Raw genomic sequence first — 20333 nt, 5'->3', positions numbered from 1 at the left:
TGTTGTTATAAGTTTTGTTCGCTGCGTATTTTATTGAGTAATACCTGGCAGCCAGCTGAAACAAGACGATAGGTTTCATCAAAATCACCTGTATAAAATGGATCGGGGACATCTTTCCTGTATTTGGTCAAGTCGAGCAGCCTAATGATCTTTGGATGATTAGGCTTGCCGGTTATCCTGTAAATATTTTTTATGTTGCTTTCGTCCATACCGATAATATAGTCGAATTTCCAAAAGTCTTCTTTCTTTAGTCGGCGTCCAACAAGCCCATTAGAAGAGATATTGTATTTCTTCAGAATATCAAGAGTTCCTTCGTGCGGAGGGAAGCCGATTTGCCATGAACTGGTTGCAGCGGAATCAACTGCGATTTTGTTTGTCAAATTTTCTTTTTTGACTAAGTTGCGAAACAAAGCTTCAGCCATCGGTGAACGGCAAATATTCCCCAGGCATACAAATAAAACGTTGATCATGTACTTAACCCCTTTAATTGATCTTATTTTTTTCATTTTAATAGTCTTTTTTGAAATGAATTATGTATTTACAAAATAGTGGATTGGACAGGTGTGTTGTTTTGCACACCTCCAGCCGTTATTGAGGTCTTTTAATACCAAGCTGCTCCAGCGATGATAAGAAATATAAACATACAAAGATTAGAGCAAACCAGCTTCATAAGCACCATCTGCCATGTACAGGGCCTTCTTTTCGTTCGTAATCACAAAGTATGTACAAAACAGAAAAATGGAACGGCGCTAGTGCTATTTTTAGAGACTGTTTCCCAAGAAATCCTTGTGTTTTGTCTTTATTTATTTAGTGTTAAAATAACTCTTTTTTGTGTAACAGCTGAATTGCTAAGAACTTCACTTAAGATGAAGGGGGCTTTCCTTAAAATCTGGCTGCTAATTACGGCAGCCTTTTCTTAATGAACTAAAGTGGCAGGTTAGCTGAATAAGTTATCGTTTTTTAAGAGTAGGAAGTAGTAATTTAATGTACGAATTTGTGGGAACTAATAATTCAAACCTATATATTACTGTGAATTCTAATCTTTCGATATATAATAACTACGAGGAGGTTGGTAACATGAAAGCAATTCAAGTTACACAATTTGGAGGACCTGAGAAATTAGTTTATACAGAAGTTGGGGATGTAGTAGCAGGAAAGGGAGAGGTATGTGTTCGATTATATGCGGCGGGCTTCAATCCGAGTGATACTTACACATTAACAGGTACATATGCGTTTTGTATACCTCAGTTGCCTTATACCCCAGGCTTAGACGGTGCTGGGATTGTGGAGGCAATTGGAGAAGAAGTCACAAATGTTCATGTTGGTGATCGTGTATTTATTGCGTCCTTAATGCGAAGTTATAGTACAGGCACATTTGCACAAAAAGTAGTATGTGATGCAACATTGGTTCATCCATTACCAGACCATCTATCTTTTGAACAAGGTGCAGCATTAGGGGTACCTGCATTAACAGCATATCGTGCACTATTTCAACGTGCCTGTCTGAAGCCTGGTCAAACCGTGTTTATTCATGGAGCCAGTGGTGGGGTTGGATTACAGGTTGTGCAAATGGCGAAATCTCACGGTGCTAAAGTAATTGGAACAGCAAGTAAGCCAGAGGGTAAAAAAATGGTTCAGCAAGCTGGTGCAGATTTTGTCATTGATCATGTGACAGAAGCAACGATTGAAGATGTGCTAGACTTAACAGATGGCAATAGACCTGATGTAATTATTGAGTTTTTAGCAAATAAGAATTTAGAAACAGATTTTAAGCTGATTGCACCATTTGGTAAAATAGTAATTATTGGAAATCGTGGTTCAATAGAAATAAATCCACGACTTGCAATGCAAAAGGAATGTGATATTTTAGCAACATCTCTTTGGAACGCACCAAAAGATGAATATGAACAAAGCATTCATGGTGTAATTGGCATGCTAACAAGTGGTGCACTTCGTCCAATTATTGGCACAACTTTTCCGCTCCAGCAAGCGTCGCAGGGCTTTGAACAGCTAGCAAAAGGTATAGGGAATGGTAAACTTGTTTTGATAATTGACTAATTATTCTACATAATTAAAAGTACTCACTCAATAATTTTTATTAAAAGGCAACTATTTTGAAACATTGTGAAAAATTTAAAGGGTGCATATGTTAAAGATGGGATGGCTGCGGCGATCCCGTTTTCTTATTGTGCTATCGGGGCAGTTTAATTGAAGAGGAACAACTGATGAAATAGCTATTAATCAAATTTAAGTTAAAAGTTCTATTTTTAATTCAATTATTTATTGAATAAACTTTTTTAGGAGGTAATTAAATTGGAACAACGAATTGATTATTACAAGGTAGCACCAGAGGCACTTAATATAATGATGGAAATGGAGAAGTTTACAAAAACTACAGGTATAGACCGTAAACTTCGTGAACTTATAAAAATTCGGGCTTCCCAAATAAATGGGTGTGCATATTGTTTGAATATGCACACAGCAGATGCTAGAAAAATGGGAGAAACGGAACAACGTTTATATTGTATTAGTGCTTGGAAAGAGTGCACATTTTACACAGATGAAGAAAAAGTAGCTTTAGAGTTAACTGAACATGTGACATTAATACCGACAAAACGTGTTCCAGATGAGCTTTATCAACGAGTACGTGAACACTATGACGAGAAACAGTATGTTGACCTTGTTCTAATTATTAATCAAATTAATAGTTGGAATAGAATTTCTATTGCAATGGGGAATACAGCAACTGAAAAATAATTATTCTCGGGCGATCATCATTTGGGTGTTCGTTACAGGATGTAGACAAAGGGCATCCAAATGAACCAAGTTGGAAGCATTTTTTCACTTTATACTTATATAGAGTATAAAAATCCCCCCTTACTTGGTCTTCCTTATGCCATTTCAAAATTTTTTATAGTTTTCCAGTATGATGGTCGCCTTTATTCTTATTACACAGGAAAGATTGTGAAATATTGAAATTAAACTTGCGGGGGCAATAGTGAAAACAGCAACGCAGTAGAGATGCGTTGCTGTTTTTATTGTTAAAATAACTCCTATAAAATCCCTGTCTAATGCTTCCGCTTAGCTGGGCATATATCCAGGTGGTTTCACTCTTTTCATGACCTAATAAGCTTTGAAAAACATCTAAAGGTGCTCCATTATTCAATAGGAGAGTTGCATAGCTGCGCCTTAGTTGGTGTGGATGAATGTCTTTGTTGATGCCGGCGCGGTTGGAAATCCTCTTAATAATGTATCGCATCTGGACAATGCTCATTCGATGAGGATCGCGTTCTGTGACAAAAATAGAAGGATTCTCTGTCTTCACGATTATCCACATATCGTTTTAACCAAATTTCACAGCGGATATTAAAATAGACCTCCCGTTCCTTATCGCCTTTACTTCTTATAACAGCGGAACGTTTTGACCCATTAATTCTGCTTCTATCTAAGGAAACAATTTCTCCTAATAGGTATCCTGGTGGAGAACATGAATTCAAAAAGAGCCTTTTCCATTGGGAAGCAGCAGGCTTCCCGTAAATGCTCAATTTCCACTTCGGTCAAAAATTTAGGGATTCGTTTCCCGGGTTTAGGTTCTTTTATTTTAGCATTGTAGATGTGGTTATTGAAAATAAAGTATTAAATGTAAAACCATTTTATAAGTATTGGAAATGAAAAGGAGTTTTTCTCGGTTTTTTTCTTCTTGTTTTCGTTTTATCTCCAACTTTCTTCCTTTTTATTATAAAGGGAAAATACAAGGTGAGTGACTATGTTGAAAAAAAGAATAAAATTAATCGGTTTTCTTTTTGGTCAAGAAAAAGAAAGAGGTCTTCAAACAAAAATGATTAAAGTATCTAGTGGAGAAAGGACAACCAAATTAACCGTTCAAGTTGCAGATACTCAAGAAAAAAGAGATAAGGGCTTAATGTTTGTTGAAAAATTACCCAAAAACGAGGGGATGCTATTTGTGTTTTCAGGAAAAACATATGGCGGTTTTTGGATGAAAAACACCTTAATTCCTTTATCAATTGCATTTCTTGATTTAGATGGGAAAATTCTAAAAATACTAGATATGGTGCCTTGTAAAGAGGATGATTGTCCTAATTATGATCCGAAACTTTCTTATCATTATGCTCTCGAAGTCAATCTTGGATGGTTTGAAAAGAATCAAATCAAAGAAGGGGATTTTGTAAAGTTTTAAAAAAATCATCTCACCTCTATGAGTTCGTAGAGGTGAGATGATTTTTTTATGGAGGCTAATTCCCCCTAAGGATTAGCTAGTCCATTCTTTCGAGATAACCCTCCCTAGGACCCTTCGTTAGAATGGATTTTTTATGTTATTTAAGTCTAAGGGGTTAATTTTTTAAAAATTTGCACACTCTATAAATCGGAGGTGAGCAAAATGGAAAACCAAAATAATCGTCAAGGAAATAATAATCGTGAAAATAACAATAACAACGGCGGAGTTATGAACAATATTGGCAAGGCAATTGAAAATGTTGTTGACGCAGTTACTGGTGATAGTCAAAATAATCAACAAAAAGGTCGTAACAATAACAACAATCGTTAATATTTAAACTAAAACGCCAAATAATGGCGTTTTTTTAAGACTTAGAGGACATCATTCAATCGCTTCTTCTGTTTTGTCTTAATGTTCTGGTGGAGCAATAACCGGGTTATTGGGGGCATTTGAGTTTGTTGAAACACGAGCGGTTGCTCCTGGTGATTCACCACCGCCTGAAATGGAGCCTGCAAAAGATGGCATACCTTCCCCGTTTTTAGTCGGTTGAGCTGCTGTTTTTAAACCTGTTATATTTTTCATGTCTGGCATGTTTTCACCTCCTGTAAAATAGTTTGCACTTTTAAATTATTTTCTATTATGAATGTAACAATCTAGATATAAGGTTACATTCGCGGAAATTAGGAGAACCCTTGATCCATAAGGGATTGAAGTATAAATCTAGTTTACGCACGACCAATAAAAGTACTTGTCCCTGTCTTTTCGAAACGGAACAAGGCTTGCGACATACCATCCACTATATCATCATGTTTGTAATTCGAAAAACTGACCACTTCTTCAACGAAATCATAATATGTACCGTTATTTTTCTTTTCTTATTGAGGATACGACTAATAAATCTTTAATTGGTTTATCCGATACTATAAATGACTTTTTATATTGAGGATTAAGTTTGTGGCAGTAAACCCATTGCACGTTAAGAAAAGCAAGGAACTCGATGATAATTCGCCAACTAAAAACGATGTAAAGGACGCCAAAGTAATAGCTCAGCTGGTCAAAGACGGAAGATACGCCGAACCTACTGTCCCACAAGGAGTTTATGCCGAGCTCCGAGTGGCAAAGAAAATTCGCAATCTTTTAACTGATGATCTTCAAACTGTCCAAGCGCAGGTTCACAACTGGATAGCAGAAGGTGAAGGAAAACAAGGAATGTTATATGTTGGGAATGTAATTGTAAATCGTGCTAAAGCAGATTGTTTAGATTTTAAAGATGTAAGAACCATTCATGATGTAATATTTCAAATACAAGGAGGAAATTATTCTTTTGAAGCAGTACAAAAAGGAAATGTTTTTTATCAAAGAGCTAGAACTTCTGAAAAAAGATTAGCAAAACAAAATTTAAATTATTGGAGAGTAAATCCAGCTAAGTATTCTCTTTGGTATTTTAATCCAGTTGGTGAAGGTCCATGTCCTCCAACATAATATAATCAACCTTTTGCTGGTCAGTATAAAGAACATTGTTTTTATGAACCGATTGCTGGTACTTGTGCTAGTGTTTATATCGGAAGTTAAGCTTACTCTTTTTTCAATCGTTGTTTTGGTGTATTTTTATCTCACGAAATAAAAAGGGAGCTTCCTGGTTAGCAGGTATTCCCTTTATATATATATCAAACATTGAGTAATAGTATTTATCCTAGAAAGCAAGATTGTGAAATATTGTACTTAAACTAAAGGGTTCATGAGTTAAACAATGAGTTGCTTTGGCTACTCATTGTTTTATTGTGTTAACGGATGCAGGTTAATTAAGAAGGAGTTCACCTAAAATGCATACTTAAACAAAAGTGCTGCCAACAGTTGGCAACACGAACGGTTTATTTCAAACTAAATGAAATAGCTTTTGTAATAAAAGAATGTAATGATAATCGAAAATAAAGTATAAGCAACGGAAGCTAAGATTGGAATTCTACCAAATTTAGCTCCTCTTTTTCGCTCAACCTCCATGTAGGTTTGGCTGTTAAATAAGTCGGTCATTGGATTATTCTGTGCGGTAATTAGGATTCCAAGTATTCCAACTGGAAATGTTAAATCAACAATATTTACTTGAAAAAGATATGCTGCACCGAAATTTAGAGCCATAAGAATCGAAAAGGTTGCTAAAAATGCAAGTATTTTGTTCACGTTGTTTTCTCCCTTTAATGGTTCTGAATATATTTAGTTTAAAAGAGGGACAAGTTTTGGACAAGTGTACATTAATTCCAATCAAAATATTTAAATGAACAGTATGACACTAATGTGTATATACAACCTTCCACCAAGAGGTAAACGGTCTGAATTTGTTGCTTACCAGTGGTGGAAGCAAATAAATAGAAATGCCCTATGACCTAGAAATGGAACAAGTTATTGTGAATGGAGGTAATGACATCACACAGCTAGTTTTAGATATAGAAGCTCAGGAGCGGAAAAAGATTAACGAGAATGGGGTTTTGCCTTTTCAGAAATAATAAATCTATGACCTAGAGTACGACTAAAAAAAGAAGTATCACTTAGAATGGACCGTTGAGGAATACCTGATAGGTGTTCCAATATCATTAGATAGTTTTTTCGGAGAGGTTAGACAGGAATAGGTTAACGACGAAAATTGGACAAGGAGATGGTTTAAGTGTTCAGAAGAGAACTTGATAAAGACGGAAATCAAAATTTCTTTAGAGGTTTAGAAAGAGCTACATAAGATCATTCAAATATTTTAACTTGTTTCACGAACATATTTTGTTTAATTAATAAATATCCTTAGTAATATAGTTGTAGAAAAGAAGGGGTGGAGGCAATGGTTAAGGTAGGAAAAGATGATTTTGTAAAAGGGATGGTACCTCACCATAATCATGGCTCTGTTGATTATACTTCGATGGAGGCAGGGCATGTTCATCAGTGTTTAGATGTTACTTCTCCTGCGATTCCAACTCAGGACGGTAGCCATATTCATTATACGGAGGGATATGTGGTCTTTGAAAACGGGCATACCCATCATTATAAGGCTCATTCAGGACCTGCTATTCCAGTGGGAAATGGAATGCATGTTCATTATTATGATTTTTATACAACGGAAGACGATGGACATAGACACCATATTAAAGGTGTTGACCAGGCAGCTCCAGGTAATAAGTAGAAAATAAAATAATTCTATATTTAGCAAAAAAACAGTAAACCAACCTAAACTTTGATAGGTTGGTTATTTATTTTTACTTAACAAAATAAGTAGGCGGGCTTCATTTTTCTAAACAGTAATATCAATGTCAGATGAAGATCGTTTTTTTTAGATTATGAAAAATTGCACAATTTAACTGAGCTTTTGCTCTAAGTATATTTAAATGACTTTGTTACTAAGAATAGAACAAGTGCAGTAATTAGGGGGCTTCCAAAAGAACGGGGATAAAACCATATTTCATGCTAATACAGGTGTTACATCTGGATTGTTTGTTGAACGCTCTTTAAATGAAATACGTTTTTGGGCTAGGATCATGAAAGAACATTCTTTATTTCTTCGATTGGGTTTTAGAGCAGAGGAAACTCAACTAATTCAAGAGGCGAATCAATTTTACCGATCAAAGCCTGTATTAATGATTACTTGGTAATCACTGATACAGGCTTTATCTATCAAATTTTAATTGTCCATATATTTTTAACTTTAGGGTCCTTCTTTTTTAAAATTTAAACTCTATCCCGTTTTCTATATAGATTGTGTTTTGTAATCCAGTTTGGTTTACCAGATATTCAAATACATTTTTTGCTGCGCTTCTGATCATTACGCTCAGACCTAAGTTGTCAAACACGCGTGCATAGCAGCGGATTATCAACGTATCATTTTCTCTTAACAAATGATAATAGACGGTTTCTTTCTGTATTTTCGAAAAACAGTGGATAAATAGATATTCATCTGTTGGTTCTATTCCTTTTATGAAAAGTTCTTTTTGAACTATTCGTTTTATTTCCGCCATTTGTTTCTCTGATAAATTTATTCTCATACCAGCTTCACCATCTTATTTTTTATCGGTATTCCATCTATTTTCATTATACGAAAGTGCAAGTTCGCCTGTCACAAAGCGCAAACGAATTAGTTAATACTGTTCCGAAAGCCTTTTTCTTAATTCAAAGTAAGTTTGTGAAACATTGTACTTAAACTACCATTAAAATAAGTTTCTTCAAGTTTAGAAAAATGACAATACGAAGACCCTGCTCAATCGTTAAAAAAAAGAGAAGAGCGATGATTAATAAGTCTATGGATTAGGGTTGACTGGATTAAGGTCAGTATCAGTATTGACACTTCCTAACCATTTTCATTCTCTGTGGTGAAGCGCTGATTTTTGCGCTTCATAGACGGCTAACGGGGCAGTATTATTCAATAAAGCATTCTCTTTTTTACTAATGGATCAGTTTATTTTAATAAGAATTGAATAGTTTAAATAATAAAAACATAAAAAAATAAATTTCTAATACTATTTATGTTATAGAAAAACTAATAAAAAACTGAGTGTATTTGGAGGATTCTGTCACCAAGGGATAATTATGTCCTTTGGTAATAGGCTCTTTTTGTATTTTTAATAAACAATGTCAAATGATAATAACGAAAGGTGGTAATTTAAATGTTAATACTACAATTAGCCATTATTCTAATTGCATCAAAAATAGCAGGAAGCCTTAGTGTTAGATTAGGTCAGCCTTCTGTTCTTGGGAAACTTCTCATTGGAATTGTACTTGGACCATCGGTTCTTGGATTAGTGAATGAAACAGAAACATTAGCTGAATTTAGTCAAATCGGAGTTATATTATTAATGTTTGTTGCTGGATTGGAAACAGATATAGATGAATTCAAACGAACGGGTAAGGCCTCAACCTTAGTTGGTTTTGGAGGCATTATTGTTCCGCTTGTATTAGGTTACTTTACTGGGATCGTATTAAACTTAACTTCGATGGAATCTTGGTTTTTGGGACTACTACTTTCTGCAACAAGTGTAAGTATATCGGTTCAAGCACTCAAAGAGATGAACCGATTAAAAACACCTGAAGGATCCACGATATTAGGAGCAGCCGTAATCGATGATGTGGTAGTAATCATTGCATTAGCATTCTTAATGAGTTTTGCAGGTGGAGATGTAAATTTAACCACTGTTATTTTAAAGAAAGTGATTTTCTTTGCGGGCGCTATTCTTGTTGGATGGAAGGTAATTCCTTGGTTTTTGAAGAAGTTCTCATCATTAAGAGTAACAGAAACAGTTATTTCCTCTGCTCTAATTATTTGTTTTGTGTATGCTTACTTAGCAGAATATACAGGGGTTGCAGCAATCATTGGTGCCTATATTGCGGGCGTAGTAATTAGCGTAACAGACTTCAAACACGAAGTTTTTGAGAAGGTTGAAACGATTAGCTATTCTATATTTGTACCTGTATTCTTTACCTCGATTGGTGTAACTTCGGAGTTCGCTGGTATTACTGAAAATATAGTTCTTATAGCTATTCTTAGTGTTTTAGCAATTTTAACTAAATTAATTGGTTCTGCTATTGGTGCAAAAGCTGCTGGTTTTGGTTGGAATAGTTCGTTAGGGATAGGTTCAGCAATGGTTTCTCGTGGTGAAGTTGCATTAATTATTGCTGCTATTGGTTTAGAATCCAATCTGCTTAGCCAAGATATATTCGCTGTTATAGTTGTAGTGGTACTTGTGACAACTATCGTTACTCCTCCGATGATGAAATTATTTTTTAAATCAAATACTCAACAACAAACAAATACAAATTGACTATTTAATTTCCTAAAAAAGGTACAGTTCTTGAAATGGGCATTGGCTTTTTTTGATTGATTAATCGTTACAGATTGTGAAATATTGTACTTAAGCTACCATGAAAATAAGTTTATTCAATACAGAACGAATGTTCTGCTATAAGGTGAAATAAGAAATGGAGCCCCATAAAAAGAACATGAAAGAACAGAAGAAAAAAGAATCGAAAGGAGATATTGTCATTCAGAAATTTCCGCTCCGTTTAACCGGGGAGGAGAGAAGATTAGTCGATACTCTACGTTTGGAAGCAGCAAATCTGTGGAATGACTGCTTAGATCTCCATTGGTGGCTATATGATGCATATAAGGTTTGGACAAGTGCATCTGAAAAAAAGCAATGGTACAATGCCACCACACATAAATTACACTCGCAAACGATTCAATCGATCATCGAGTTACATGAAGAACATGCAAAAGAACAAGGGAGTTACGCTCAAAAGGTGAGAAACAGTGGCGTTATCCTTGGAAATACAAAAAATCTTTTCCTTCAAATATAAAAAAGCAGCGATTAAATTAACTGGTAAAAAGCTCAGGTTTAGCAATGGAAAAAAACAATGGAGTCAAAGTCCAACTTTTGGAAGAGTCCTATACTTCAGGCACGTGCCCATCATGTTGAGAATACCGCAAACAAAGGAATCGAAACTTCGACTGTCATTGTGGCGCGAAAGGACATCGGGATGTAGTAGGTGCCATGAATATTTTGGACAAGTCTGTCAATAAACAGCTAACGAAAAATCGGGAACTACCAAAAAATAGAAGATACAAAGTATCGCCGAGTCCTTTTAGCTCCCATTGTCTCGCACAATGAGGCTAAAAGGGCAGTGGCGTAGTGCCTATGATTGGGCTGCGGTATGTGGTTTTTACTACATGTCGTAATGAACTGGAGAAGTAGTAAGTCCTGGAAGCCCCGGCCGAAAGGCGACTTTGATGAAGGTTAAAAAAGAATCCCCTGGATTTGTCCATGTGGCGAAGTCAATGAAAATTGCACTACATTAAAATGACTTCGTTTAATGAGATATCAATTTTAGATTACAAGGGTGATTAAAAGTTTGAGATTTTCAAGTATTGTACTCTGATAAATTAAATTCCATTATTTGAGTTGGCAAGGGTATGGGACAGTGTCCCTTACTCTTACACAAATTAGAATTACCTAAGGAGTGGAGGTTATTTTAGTGGTTTAATATTTTAAAGTAATGGGGGTCTGACCCCCATTACTATATTTCCTCACTTGGACTCCTCTTAAATTCTTGCAAACTTAAATGTAATTAGCGTTTTCGATCAGATGTTTAATATTTTGAAGCTGAAAAGCCCCATAGATTCTATCTTTGGAGGTAAGCTCATGGATAAAATACTGTTGTAACTGTTCTTTATCAGTAACCCGTTTTACGATGCTGTTATCCGACCAATCGTGAACCTCTTTTTCTTTTTCATCGTAATTAAAGAATACCAAGGTGTTGATCCATGTTGTAATATCTTGACCTTGTAAATAATTGGATAGGATGACGGCTGTCTCCTGAACCTGACTAATTGGATTTTCATACGTCTTCACAGTTAATGCTCCTGACTCATCCTTATCAAATACGAGCGTTTCCTCTTTTTCACTGTCTACTATCTCTGTTAAGAACGAAAACTTGTGGCTGCCCATTCTTTTTAATCCCAAAACGATGTGGCCTTTCCAGTGTTTTGTTTCTATTACATATATACCGGTTGATAAAAGGACGATGTGATCGATCTGCCGCGTATTACCGTTAATCTCAGGAATAAAAATGTTCGGCATAATGATCATTTCATCTGGTGAAATGAGTGTTTTTCTAACTAGATCTGATTTGAAATTTTCAAGGAACTGATGGGTAATGATTTCCTCACCATTTCGATAATTTTTCCGAATCACTTCATTTTCGATCAACAGTTTTTCTATTTCACGTTGGAATGATTCGTTCAAAAGCATGACCTTCTCATCGAATTTAGTTGCTGCTGTTTCCATCGAAGCCTTTTGCCATTCTTTAATGGCTGTTACCTCTTGGAAATGGTTGCTTCTCATTTCTTTTTGTTTCGCCTTTTCCTTTTTTACGATAAAAATAAGCCAAGCGACAGATGCAGCTAGTACTGTAGAAATAATTAACCAGGTCATTTCATTTCTCCTTGTCTACCAGATCAGATTTAATAGTTTTTTAATAGCATTTTATCTAATTCTCGGACTTTATCATAGGAATCTACTAATTTTTCAGGTACCAATGTTCTGCCAGAATCCCAAGCATTCGTTTCTATTTTAGCTAGAAGCTGTGCTTTTTCTTCATCCTCGAAATATTTTAATACCCTTAAATCATGTTTGTTATTCTTAAATTCTAAGTAATAACCGAGTTGGCGATATAGGATAATTTTAACACAATCTTCATCCGTCTCTTTAATTTTAAAGTTAATATTTGCAATATATCCATTAATTTGTAAATAGTTAAACTTAATCGTATTCGTCGATACATTAAAGCTCATAGGTGAAAGTAGTTTATTGTTCATTTCATAATCAATAGTTAATTGGTGCTCTTGCAAAGTATTTTCAATTATTTCCTCAATATCTCTTATATAAAGCATTTTATCAATCGCTACCTTTCAAAATCTACTACTCTTATTTTTAAGAAATGATAGGAGAAAGTAAATCCATCTATTTTCCTTTAGACTTTATTCCTATCGCATGGAGTGGCGGGATATCGCCGCTTACAGGGCCTTTTTCATAGATTGTCCTAATTGATATATAGCAGGTAAAACCATTCATAAAAAACTATGTCTGATTTTCTTACAATAGTGTTCAAAATTCACTGAACAAGGAGTATATTCAGGTTAACAAGTTAACAAATATGTTTAAATTTTAAAAATATATAGACACTTATGTATAATCTGTTATAAGATTGGGTAAAGGCATTACATAATAAACAATAATGTTCATTCTATGAAGGAGGTTTGATGGCAATGGAATTATTAATGAGAAATATGTTTCAATCGCTTGGGAAGAATACCTCAGCTAACAAACTAGCAAAAAAATACGGCTTGCGTTTTGGAGCGGGGCGATTTGTAGCAGGGGAATCCATCCAAACAGCGATTGATTCCGTGAAAAAATTGAATCGTGATGGGAAAATGGTCACCTTAGACCACCTGGGGGAATTTGTTTATACAGAAGAAGAAGCACAGGAATCAACGTCCATGTGCGTTCAAACCCTCGATGCTATTGCCGAAGCAGGGGTCAATTCCAATCTTTCTCTTAAAATGACTTCGCTTGGCCTAGATATTAGCAGAGAGTTATGTATGAAGAATATGCGTAAAATTCTTAACCGGGCTAAACTCCATCAGAATTTTGTCAGAATCGATATGGAAGATTATGATCACTGTCAAGTATCATTGGATATCTATAAAGAGCTTCGGAAGGAATATGACAATGTAGGACTTGTTATTCAAGCCTACCTTTTTAGAACAGAACAGGATATCGACGACTTAAATCAACTGAATGCAAACCTGCGTCTCGTTAAAGGGGCATACAAAGAGTCTCCCACCGTTGCTTTTCCGGAGAAAAAGGATGTAGATGAAAATTTTAAAAAAATTATTAAGCAGCATCTATTAAACGGAAACTATACAGCGGTGGCCACCCATGATGCAGCGATGATTGACTATACAAAAACGCTAGTCAGGGAGCACCGAATCCCAAAGGAACAATTTGAGTTTCAAATGCTCTATGGAATTTGTGAGGATATTCAAGCAAAACTAGTAAAAGAAGGGTTTAATGTCCGTGTGTATGTGCCTTACGGGGTAGACTGGTTTGGTTATTTTATGAGACGGTTGGCTGAAAGACCAGCCAATGTATGGTTTGTTCTAAAAAATCTATTAAAATAGCAACTTCACATAAAAAGGAGTCGGAAGATTATGATAACTGCAACACAACAAACACCATTTAAAAATGAGCCTTTTACAAATTTTTCTCTGGAAGAAAATATGCAATCGATGGTTGCAGCTCTTGCAAAAGTGAAAACGGAGCTAGGCAGGAAGTATCCGCTCGTGATCGGCAATGAAAAGTTATTTACAGAAGAACAAACCATTTCCATTAATCCAGGAAATGTAGATGAAGTCATCGGGTCCGTTAGTAAAGGGAACAAGGAATTAGCTGAAAAAGCCATGCAGGAAGCCTTGAAAACCTTTGAAACCTGGAAAAAGGTTGCTCCGGCTGAGCGTGCGGAATATCTATTCAAAGCAGCAGATTTAATGAGACAGCGTAAGCACGAGTTTTCTTCTTACCTTGTCTATGAATCTGGGAAAAACTGGGCTGAAGCTGACGCTGATACAGCAGAAGCCATCGATTTTATGGAATTCTATGCAAGAGAAATGATACGCCTTAGCGAGACAAGCATTCATCAGCCGCTTGTAAAAATTGAAGGGGAAGACAATCAAATTTCTTATATTCCTCTTGGTGTTGGGATTATCATTTCTCCGTTTAACTTCCCACTAGCGATCATGGCAGGAACCACTGTCGCAGCGATTGTCTCAGGGAATACGGTTATTTTGAAACCAGCTGATGCTACTCCTGTGGTTGCCGCCAAATTTGTGGAATTAATGGAAGAGGTCGGTCTTCCTTCAGGCGTCCTCAACTATTTGCCAGGGGATGGAATCGATGTGGGTGAGTATTTGGTCGAGCATCCAAGCACTCGGTTTATCTCTTTTACAGGCTCACGGGCAGTAGGATGCCGTATTTATGAACGAGCATCAAAGGTACAGCCTGGCCAATTGTGGTTAAAGCGTGTCATTGCTGAGATGGGCGGCAAGGACGGGGTTGTTGTCGATGAAACAGCCGACTTAGATGCAGCAGCAGCGGCGATTGTCGCTTCCGCTTTTGGCTTCCAAGGACAAAAGTGTTCCGCGGGCTCTAGAGCGATTATTGTGGAATCGGTTTATGATGAAGTGGTTGAGAAAGTAACGGAGTTAACGAAAAATTTAACGGTTGGTCTTCCTGAAGAGAATTATCCGATTGGACCGGTAATCGACCAAAAATCAGTGGATAAAATCATCGGCTATATCGAAATTGGCAAAACAGAAGGTCGATTGCTTACAGGCGGCTCAAGAGCAGATGGGAACGGCTTCTATATTGAGCCAACCGTGATTGCGGATGTTCAACCAAAAGCCCGGATCATGCAGGAGGAAATCTTTGGCCCGGTCCTTGCCCTAGCAAAAGCAGCTGACTGGCAGGAAGCGATTGAAATCTATAATGATACGGACTATGGTTTGACGGGCGCTTATCATTCCCAGGATGAAGAACGCATTCAGTATGCCCTAGAAAACATGTATTGCGGAAATCTTTATATTAATAAAAAGTGTACGGGTGCATTAGTTGGTGCTCATCCATTTGGCGGATTCAACATGTCAGGCACCGATTCAAAAGCTGGCGGATACGATTACCTGCTGTTGTTTACGCAAGCGAAACTGAAATCTAGAAAACGTTAATCACATCCTAAACAGGGAACCCCCTCTACAGGGGGGGGATTCCCCAAAAAACAACTGTGTTTAAACTTTTATTGTAAGCGCTTCATATGATTTTTAGAATCAAAAACAGAATGGGGGATGTGCTTTTGAATACACAGATTCTTATTTCTATCGGTATTTATATGGTGGGTATGCTGATCATTGGTTATTTTGCTTACAAGCGAACGTCTAATCTAGAAGATTATATGTTAGGCGGAAGAGGGCTGGGACCTGCTGTGACAGCACTTAGTGCTGGGGCATCTGATATGAGCGGCTGGCTGCTCATGGGTCTTCCCGGGGCGATGTTTTCTCAAGGTGTGAGTGCCTCATGGATTGCGATTGGTTTAACCATAGGGGCCTATTTAAACTGGCTTTATGTAGCACCGCAGTTAAGAACTTATACAGAGAACGCCAACAATTCGATGACCATTCCAGCGTTCCTTGAGAACCGTTTTGGTGATCGTTCGAATATGCTGCGCTTGACTTCTGGACTCATTATTATTGTCTTTTTTACGTTCTATGTCTCGTCGGGAATGGTTTCAGGAGGGGTCCTTTTTGAAACCACCTTTAATCTTCATTACCAGGCAGGACTTTGGATTATCGCTGCAGTTGTGATTGCCTATACCTTATTTGGCGGATTTCTAGCGGTGAGCTGGACCGATTTTGTACAAGGTATAATTATGGTAACTGCACTTATATTAGTTCCAGCTGTGACCATTATGGAAATAGGTGGATTTGGGTCCGCATTTCAAGAAATAAAGGGGATCGATCCTAAGTTATTTGATATTTTTAAAGGGACCACTTTTTTAGGAATTGTTTCGTTGATGGCATGGGGCTTGGGGTACTTTGGCCAGCCGCATATCATTGTCCGCTTTATGGCTATTTCGTCCGTTAAAGAAATTAAAAAAGCAAGACAAATTGGTATGGGCTGGATGATTTTTTCTGTCTGTGGTGCGATGTTTACTGGTTTCATCGGATTGGCCTTCTATTCGAAACAAGGTCTCACACTATCTGATCCTGAGACTGTCTTTATTGAACTAAGTAGAATTTTATTTCATCCATTAATTACTGGATTTTTACTGGCAGCTTTATTAGCAGCGGTGATGAGTACGATCTCTTCCCAGCTGCTTGTGACAGCAAGCTCACTGACTGAAGATGTGTATAAGACGTTCTTCCGCCGCTCAGCATCAGATAAAGAACTACTGTTTATCAGCAGACTATCGGTGTTAGTAGTTGCCATTATTTCAGTTGTGATTGCCTTTGATAAAAATGGAACCATTTTATCGCTGGTCGGATACGCGTGGGCTGGCTTTGGAGCCTCTTTTGGGCCTGTCATTCTGCTGAGCCTTTACTGGAAACGGATGAACAGATGGGGCGCTCTTGCCGGAATGGCTGGCGGTGCCGTCACGGTCATCATTTGGGCTAGTGTACCGGTATTAAAAAATAGTTTATACGAAATCATTCCAGGATTCATCGTAGGCTTGACTGCCATCTGGATTGTCAGCTTAATGACACCCGAACCGAGTGCGCAATTACAAAAAGAATTTGATCAGTATAAACACTCGGCATGACCATAATCCTGTTGACCCTGAAACAGGTGGTTGAACCAAAAGAGTAGGTTTATAGAATATTTTTGTGAAAATGCTGATACCCGAATAATCATACGGGTTCAGCTTTTTTTATTAATGTTCATTCATATTAGGTTAGTCCTAATGTTGGGCTATTACGATATCACACCTAAAAGGGCTGGTTCGCTAGAATAGCCGTTAAATTTATGTTAAAGTGAAGAAAAAGCATGAAAGGATTTTAGTATGTTCAAAAGTGCATCATTTATACTGGATGACTCCTTTACAATAGTAAATTATCATATACCCTTACTAGAAATAAAAAAGAAACTTAACGAGTACAATTTTGTTATTGTGTCTGGTGGAACCTACTTTATCATTACTCATGATGAAAACAGTTTGATGGCCTTAGGCGACGACTCCATACCCATTATTGATTGGCTTGAACAGCTCCATTGGCAGAAATCCACTGTCATTTCTGATGTCAATGAAATCGATACCGCTGTTGATTGGCGCAGACCGGTTCTTGTTAAAAACGAAAAGGGAATGATCGGTGTTCTTTCAGCTGAAAAGCGGATTGAAATGCTAGAGGTTGAAAACCGCCAAGTTTCAGCTTATTTTCAGACATTAGCGGAGACGATTAATGAATCGGTTACAGCAGTCGATCATGCTGGACATGTCGTCTATTGGAATACGACAGCGGAAGAAACCTACAAGATTAAAAAAGAGTACATTCTCGGAAAAAAAATAGGGGAACACTTTCGTGATGAATCGATTGTCCTTCACCGAATTTTAAATGAAGGACGCCCGGTAAGAGGACAATATCATCGGCCTGATAAGGATACACATGTTCTCATTAACGCTTCACCCATCATGATCGAAAATAAGATTATTGGCGGCGTCGCGACCGAACATAATATCACGAATATTATCCGGCTTAACGAAGAATTGGATTCAAACTCAACCTTACTTGTGCAAAAGTCCAATCCCTTTTCAACCCTGGTAAGCGGGAGTCCTAAATTTCAGGAAACCTTGAAGATTGCGCAAAAGGTCGCCCATGCCGATATCCCCATTCATTTAACAGGGGAACCTGGGTCTGGAAAGGAAATGCTGGCACAAGCGATTCATTATGGGGGCACAAAAGCCGAAGGTCCTTTTATCACCCTCAATTGTTCGGTCATCCCTCCTGCCTTGTTGGAAATGGAACTTTTCGGATTTCAAAAGGAAACCTTTACAGCGGAACAACAAACCTTACAAATCGGCCGGATCGAGCAAGCATTAGAAGGTACGTTATTCATAGAAGATATTGATAAGATGCCGCTTCAGGTCCAAGGGAAACTATTAAATTATATGGTTGATCAAGGTTTTTACCGGGTGGGTGGGGTTGAGAAAATTACCTCGCCCACACGAATCATTACCTCCACCTCAGAATCGATTGAGGTTCTCGTGAAACAAGGAAATTTTAACGAGCAGCTGTATTTTCATTTATCCGTTATTACCATCGATATCCCGCCATTAAGAACCAGAAAAGAGGATATCATTGCTCATGCCCAGAATTATATACAAGAATTCAGCTCTAAGTATAAAAAGCCGGTACCGGAGATCACTTCTGAAACGATGAACCAGTTAGTGAACTATGATTGGCCAGGAAACATCCGTGAGCTTAGAAACACGATGGAACGGTTGGTTCTCCTTAATGACAAATCCGTTATTACCGATGAACATTTGCCTGATACTATGAAGAGTAAGTTGATAGTGAAACAAACGAACAGCCCAATAGGGGAAAGCAATCAACAGGAAGATGTTGTAATAAACTCTGAAGTGTTAGAGATTGAAGAAGCATTACGAAAAACGTATGGAAATAAAAGTGCAGCTGCCAACCTTTTAGGGATTTCAAGAGGGACATTATATAACAAAATAAAAGAATTTGGATTAAATTAAACGGAAAATACACCCAAAAATTATATTTAGGTTATTAAGTAAACCACTTGAAATTAATAGGACCACACATTTTAGATATGTCTAATAGTGTGGTGTGAATTTAAAATATGTTTGATTAAAATCCTGTATTAATTTAAACAGGATTTTTCTTTTTATGTTCTTGTCGATGTTGCAATACTCCAGTATGATACTCCACTAAAGGCCATTAACTGGAAGAATTCCTCAATTTTAGTGCAAAGGAATTGGGCTTTTTAATATCGGAATTCCCATAACGTTGTAAATCCGCATTTTCCTGACGCTACCCTGAAGGCCCCCTACTTTGAGAAACATGGCTACGTTTCGATATAAATTCGTACCATAGATAAATTATCTGAGATAAAGGGGAAAGAATATTTATGAATTAAGGATCTATGAATGGTTAGGATTTATAATGAATGAATTTTGTCTATTTTTGTAATGTTTTGATATCTTTTGTAGAAACTATGTTTATTTTTCTTAATATGATCCATAATATTTTTTGTGGAATTAAAAAATATAATCTAAAGTGGTCCCAATGAAGGAGTGACGGATCTTGAAAGAATAAAAAAGTAACAAGAAAAATTTTTTTTACTCAAATCGGGACATTTTATGTCTATGCAGGACAGTTCAAGTCCCAATCCATTATGTTGCAATATATTCAAAATATATTAAAAAATTCAAGGAGGATTTATTATGCCAACAAACGTATTATCCTTAACAGCTCATCCTTTTTATATAAATGGGGAATGGAGAGAAAGTAAGTCTGGTGAAACAATTAAAATCACGTCACCTTATCTTTATGAAGTGATTGGAGAAGTACAGGCGATTACAACTGAAGAGGTAGATGAGGCAATTGATTATGCTCATATAGCCCAAAAAAATTGGGCAGAAACTTCGCTTCAAGAACGGGCAAAGTTTTTGTATCAATGGGCAGATGAATTAGAAAACATGCAAGAGGAAATTGCTGAAATCATTATGAAAGAAGTTGGGAAAAGTTTTAAAGATGCAAAGAGTGAAGTCGTACGTACTGCCGGTTTCATTCGATACACGGTAGAAGAAGCGATGCATATGAATGGAGAGAGTTTGAAGGGAGATAGCTTCCCGGGCGGTTCTAAGTCTAAGATTGCGATTGTTGATCGTGTTCCACTGGGAGTAGTCCTAGCCATCCCTCCATTTAACTATCCGGTCAATTTAGCTGCTGCTAAACTGGCACCTGCACTTATTTCTGGGAATGCAGTCATCTTTAAAC

General features: G+C 36.9%; 19 protein-coding genes and 5 pseudogenes. 17 read left to right on the top strand and 7 right to left on the bottom strand.

Translation table 11 applies throughout. The features are described from left to right. Positions 1–5: 5 nt before the first annotated feature. Positions 6–470: a low molecular weight protein-tyrosine-phosphatase gene (locus J7E66_RS28580; RefSeq protein ID WP_215006587.1), complete on the bottom strand. Its 465-nt coding sequence runs from the start codon at positions 468–470 to the stop codon at positions 6–8. Between the two features lie 607 nt (positions 471–1077). Here J7E66_RS28580 and J7E66_RS28575 point away from each other — a divergent pair. Together J7E66_RS28575 and J7E66_RS28570 are read left to right on the top strand one after the other, a co-directional pair. Continuing rightward, positions 1078–2058, top strand: a complete 981-nt coding sequence (locus tag J7E66_RS28575; RefSeq protein ID WP_215006583.1) for an NADPH:quinone reductase — start codon at positions 1078–1080, stop codon at positions 2056–2058. A gap of 255 nt (positions 2059–2313) precedes the next feature. Next, a complete protein-coding gene (locus J7E66_RS28570) occupies positions 2314–2757 on the top strand; it encodes a carboxymuconolactone decarboxylase family protein (RefSeq protein ID WP_215006580.1) in 444 nt (147 codons plus the stop codon). A 286-nt stretch (positions 2758–3043) separates the two neighbouring features. Here J7E66_RS28570 and J7E66_RS28565 read toward each other — a convergent pair. Continuing rightward, positions 3044–3606: pseudogene (locus tag J7E66_RS28565) on the bottom strand (tyrosine-type recombinase/integrase); the annotation flags it as partial. 160 nt (positions 3607–3766) lie between these two features. Here J7E66_RS28565 and J7E66_RS28560 point away from each other — a divergent pair. Both J7E66_RS28560 and J7E66_RS28555 read left to right on the top strand, forming a co-directional pair. Then, a complete protein-coding gene (locus J7E66_RS28560) occupies positions 3767–4198 on the top strand; it encodes a DUF192 domain-containing protein (protein ID WP_215006577.1) in 432 nt (143 codons plus the stop codon). 201 nt (positions 4199–4399) lie between these two features. Beyond that, positions 4400–4567, top strand: a complete 168-nt coding sequence (locus J7E66_RS28555) for a hypothetical protein (RefSeq protein ID WP_215006574.1) — start codon at positions 4400–4402, stop codon at positions 4565–4567. 78 nt (positions 4568–4645) lie between these two features. Here the strand turns inward: J7E66_RS28555 and J7E66_RS28550 are convergent, their stop codons facing one another. Next, complete coding sequence (locus tag J7E66_RS28550; protein ID WP_215006571.1) at positions 4646–4828, bottom strand: hypothetical protein; 183 nt, start codon at positions 4826–4828, stop codon at positions 4646–4648. A 360-nt stretch (positions 4829–5188) separates the two neighbouring features. On the opposite strand from J7E66_RS28550, the pseudogene J7E66_RS28545 reads away from it, so the two are divergent. Next, positions 5189–5422, top strand: a pseudogene (locus J7E66_RS28545) (IS110 family transposase); the annotation flags it as partial. Beyond that, positions 5420–5809: pseudogene (locus tag J7E66_RS28540) on the top strand (cell wall hydrolase). The pseudogenes J7E66_RS28545 and J7E66_RS28540, both read left to right, overlap by 3 nt. 309 nt (positions 5810–6118) lie before the next feature. Here J7E66_RS28540 and J7E66_RS28535 read toward each other — a convergent pair. Continuing rightward, positions 6119–6415 (bottom strand): hypothetical protein, encoded by a 297-nt coding sequence (locus J7E66_RS28535; RefSeq protein ID WP_215006568.1) that lies wholly within the window; start codon positions 6413–6415, stop codon positions 6119–6121. Between the two features lie 646 nt (positions 6416–7061). Between J7E66_RS28535 and J7E66_RS28530 the strand changes: the two genes are divergently transcribed. Continuing rightward, on the top strand, positions 7062–7400 hold the full coding sequence (locus J7E66_RS28530) for a YmaF family protein (RefSeq protein WP_215006565.1): 339 nt from the start codon (positions 7062–7064) through the stop codon (positions 7398–7400). Between the two features lie 271 nt (positions 7401–7671). After that, a pseudogene (locus tag J7E66_RS28525) lies at positions 7672–7836 on the top strand (DUF2935 domain-containing protein); the annotation flags it as partial. A 99-nt stretch (positions 7837–7935) separates the two neighbouring features. Here the strand turns inward: J7E66_RS28525 and J7E66_RS28520 are convergent. Then, on the bottom strand, positions 7936–8256 hold the full coding sequence (locus J7E66_RS28520) for a hypothetical protein (protein ID WP_215006562.1): 321 nt from the start codon (positions 8254–8256) through the stop codon (positions 7936–7938). 618 nt (positions 8257–8874) lie between these two features. Between J7E66_RS28520 and J7E66_RS28515 the strand changes: the two genes are divergently transcribed. The 4 genes and pseudogenes from J7E66_RS28515 to J7E66_RS33005 form a co-directional block, all read left to right on the top strand. Further along, a complete protein-coding gene (locus J7E66_RS28515) occupies positions 8875–10026 on the top strand; it encodes a cation:proton antiporter (RefSeq protein WP_215006559.1) in 1152 nt (383 codons plus the stop codon). Positions 10027–10183: 157 nt separating this feature from the next. Next, positions 10184–10561 (top strand): hypothetical protein, encoded by a 378-nt coding sequence (locus J7E66_RS28510; RefSeq protein WP_215006556.1) that lies wholly within the window; start codon positions 10184–10186, stop codon positions 10559–10561. Positions 10562–10618: 57 nt separating this feature from the next. Beyond that, on the top strand, positions 10619–10747 hold the full coding sequence (locus tag J7E66_RS32495) for a hypothetical protein (protein ID WP_285289267.1): 129 nt from the start codon (positions 10619–10621) through the stop codon (positions 10745–10747). Then, positions 10726–10872: pseudogene (locus tag J7E66_RS33005) on the top strand (hypothetical protein); the annotation flags it as partial. The gene J7E66_RS32495 and the pseudogene J7E66_RS33005, both read left to right, overlap by 22 nt. Positions 10873–11319: 447 nt before the next feature. On the opposite strand, the gene J7E66_RS28500 reads toward J7E66_RS33005, so the two are convergent. Both J7E66_RS28500 and J7E66_RS28495 read right to left on the bottom strand, forming a co-directional pair. Continuing rightward, positions 11320–12195, bottom strand: coding sequence for a nuclease-related domain-containing protein (locus tag J7E66_RS28500; RefSeq protein ID WP_215006553.1), 876 nt, complete (start codon positions 12193–12195; stop codon positions 11320–11322). A 29-nt stretch (positions 12196–12224) separates the two neighbouring features. After that, the gene (locus J7E66_RS28495; RefSeq protein ID WP_215006550.1) at positions 12225–12653 is read right to left on the bottom strand and encodes a hypothetical protein; all 429 of its coding nucleotides are present in this window, start codon (positions 12651–12653) and stop codon (positions 12225–12227) included. Positions 12654–13028: 375 nt separating this feature from the next. Here J7E66_RS28495 and J7E66_RS28490 point away from each other — a divergent pair, with 375 nt between their 5' ends. The 5 genes from J7E66_RS28490 to J7E66_RS28470 form a co-directional block, all read left to right on the top strand. Continuing rightward, positions 13029–13943 carry a proline dehydrogenase family protein gene (locus J7E66_RS28490; RefSeq protein ID WP_215006547.1) on the top strand — a complete coding sequence of 305 codons (915 nt, stop codon included), beginning with the start codon at positions 13029–13031 and terminating at the stop codon, positions 13941–13943. 30 nt (positions 13944–13973) lie between these two features. Continuing rightward, the gene (gene pruA / locus J7E66_RS28485) at positions 13974–15542 is read left to right on the top strand and encodes an L-glutamate gamma-semialdehyde dehydrogenase (protein ID WP_215006544.1); all 1569 of its coding nucleotides are present in this window, start codon (positions 13974–13976) and stop codon (positions 15540–15542) included. A gap of 110 nt (positions 15543–15652) precedes the next feature. Next, complete coding sequence (gene putP, locus J7E66_RS28480; RefSeq protein ID WP_374103897.1) at positions 15653–17131, top strand: sodium/proline symporter PutP; 1479 nt, start codon at positions 15653–15655, stop codon at positions 17129–17131. Between the two features lie 240 nt (positions 17132–17371). After that, complete coding sequence (locus tag J7E66_RS28475; protein WP_215006538.1) at positions 17372–19066, top strand: sigma-54 interaction domain-containing protein; 1695 nt, start codon at positions 17372–17374, stop codon at positions 19064–19066. 711 nt (positions 19067–19777) lie between these two features. Beyond that, a partial coding sequence (locus tag J7E66_RS28470; RefSeq protein ID WP_215006535.1) for an aldehyde dehydrogenase family protein occupies positions 19778–20333 on the top strand: 556 nt, incomplete at its 3' end.

The sequence above is a fragment of the Bacillus sp. ISL-7 genome (genome assembly GCF_018613065.1).
This window is presented reverse-complemented; position numbering and strand designations above follow the sequence as displayed.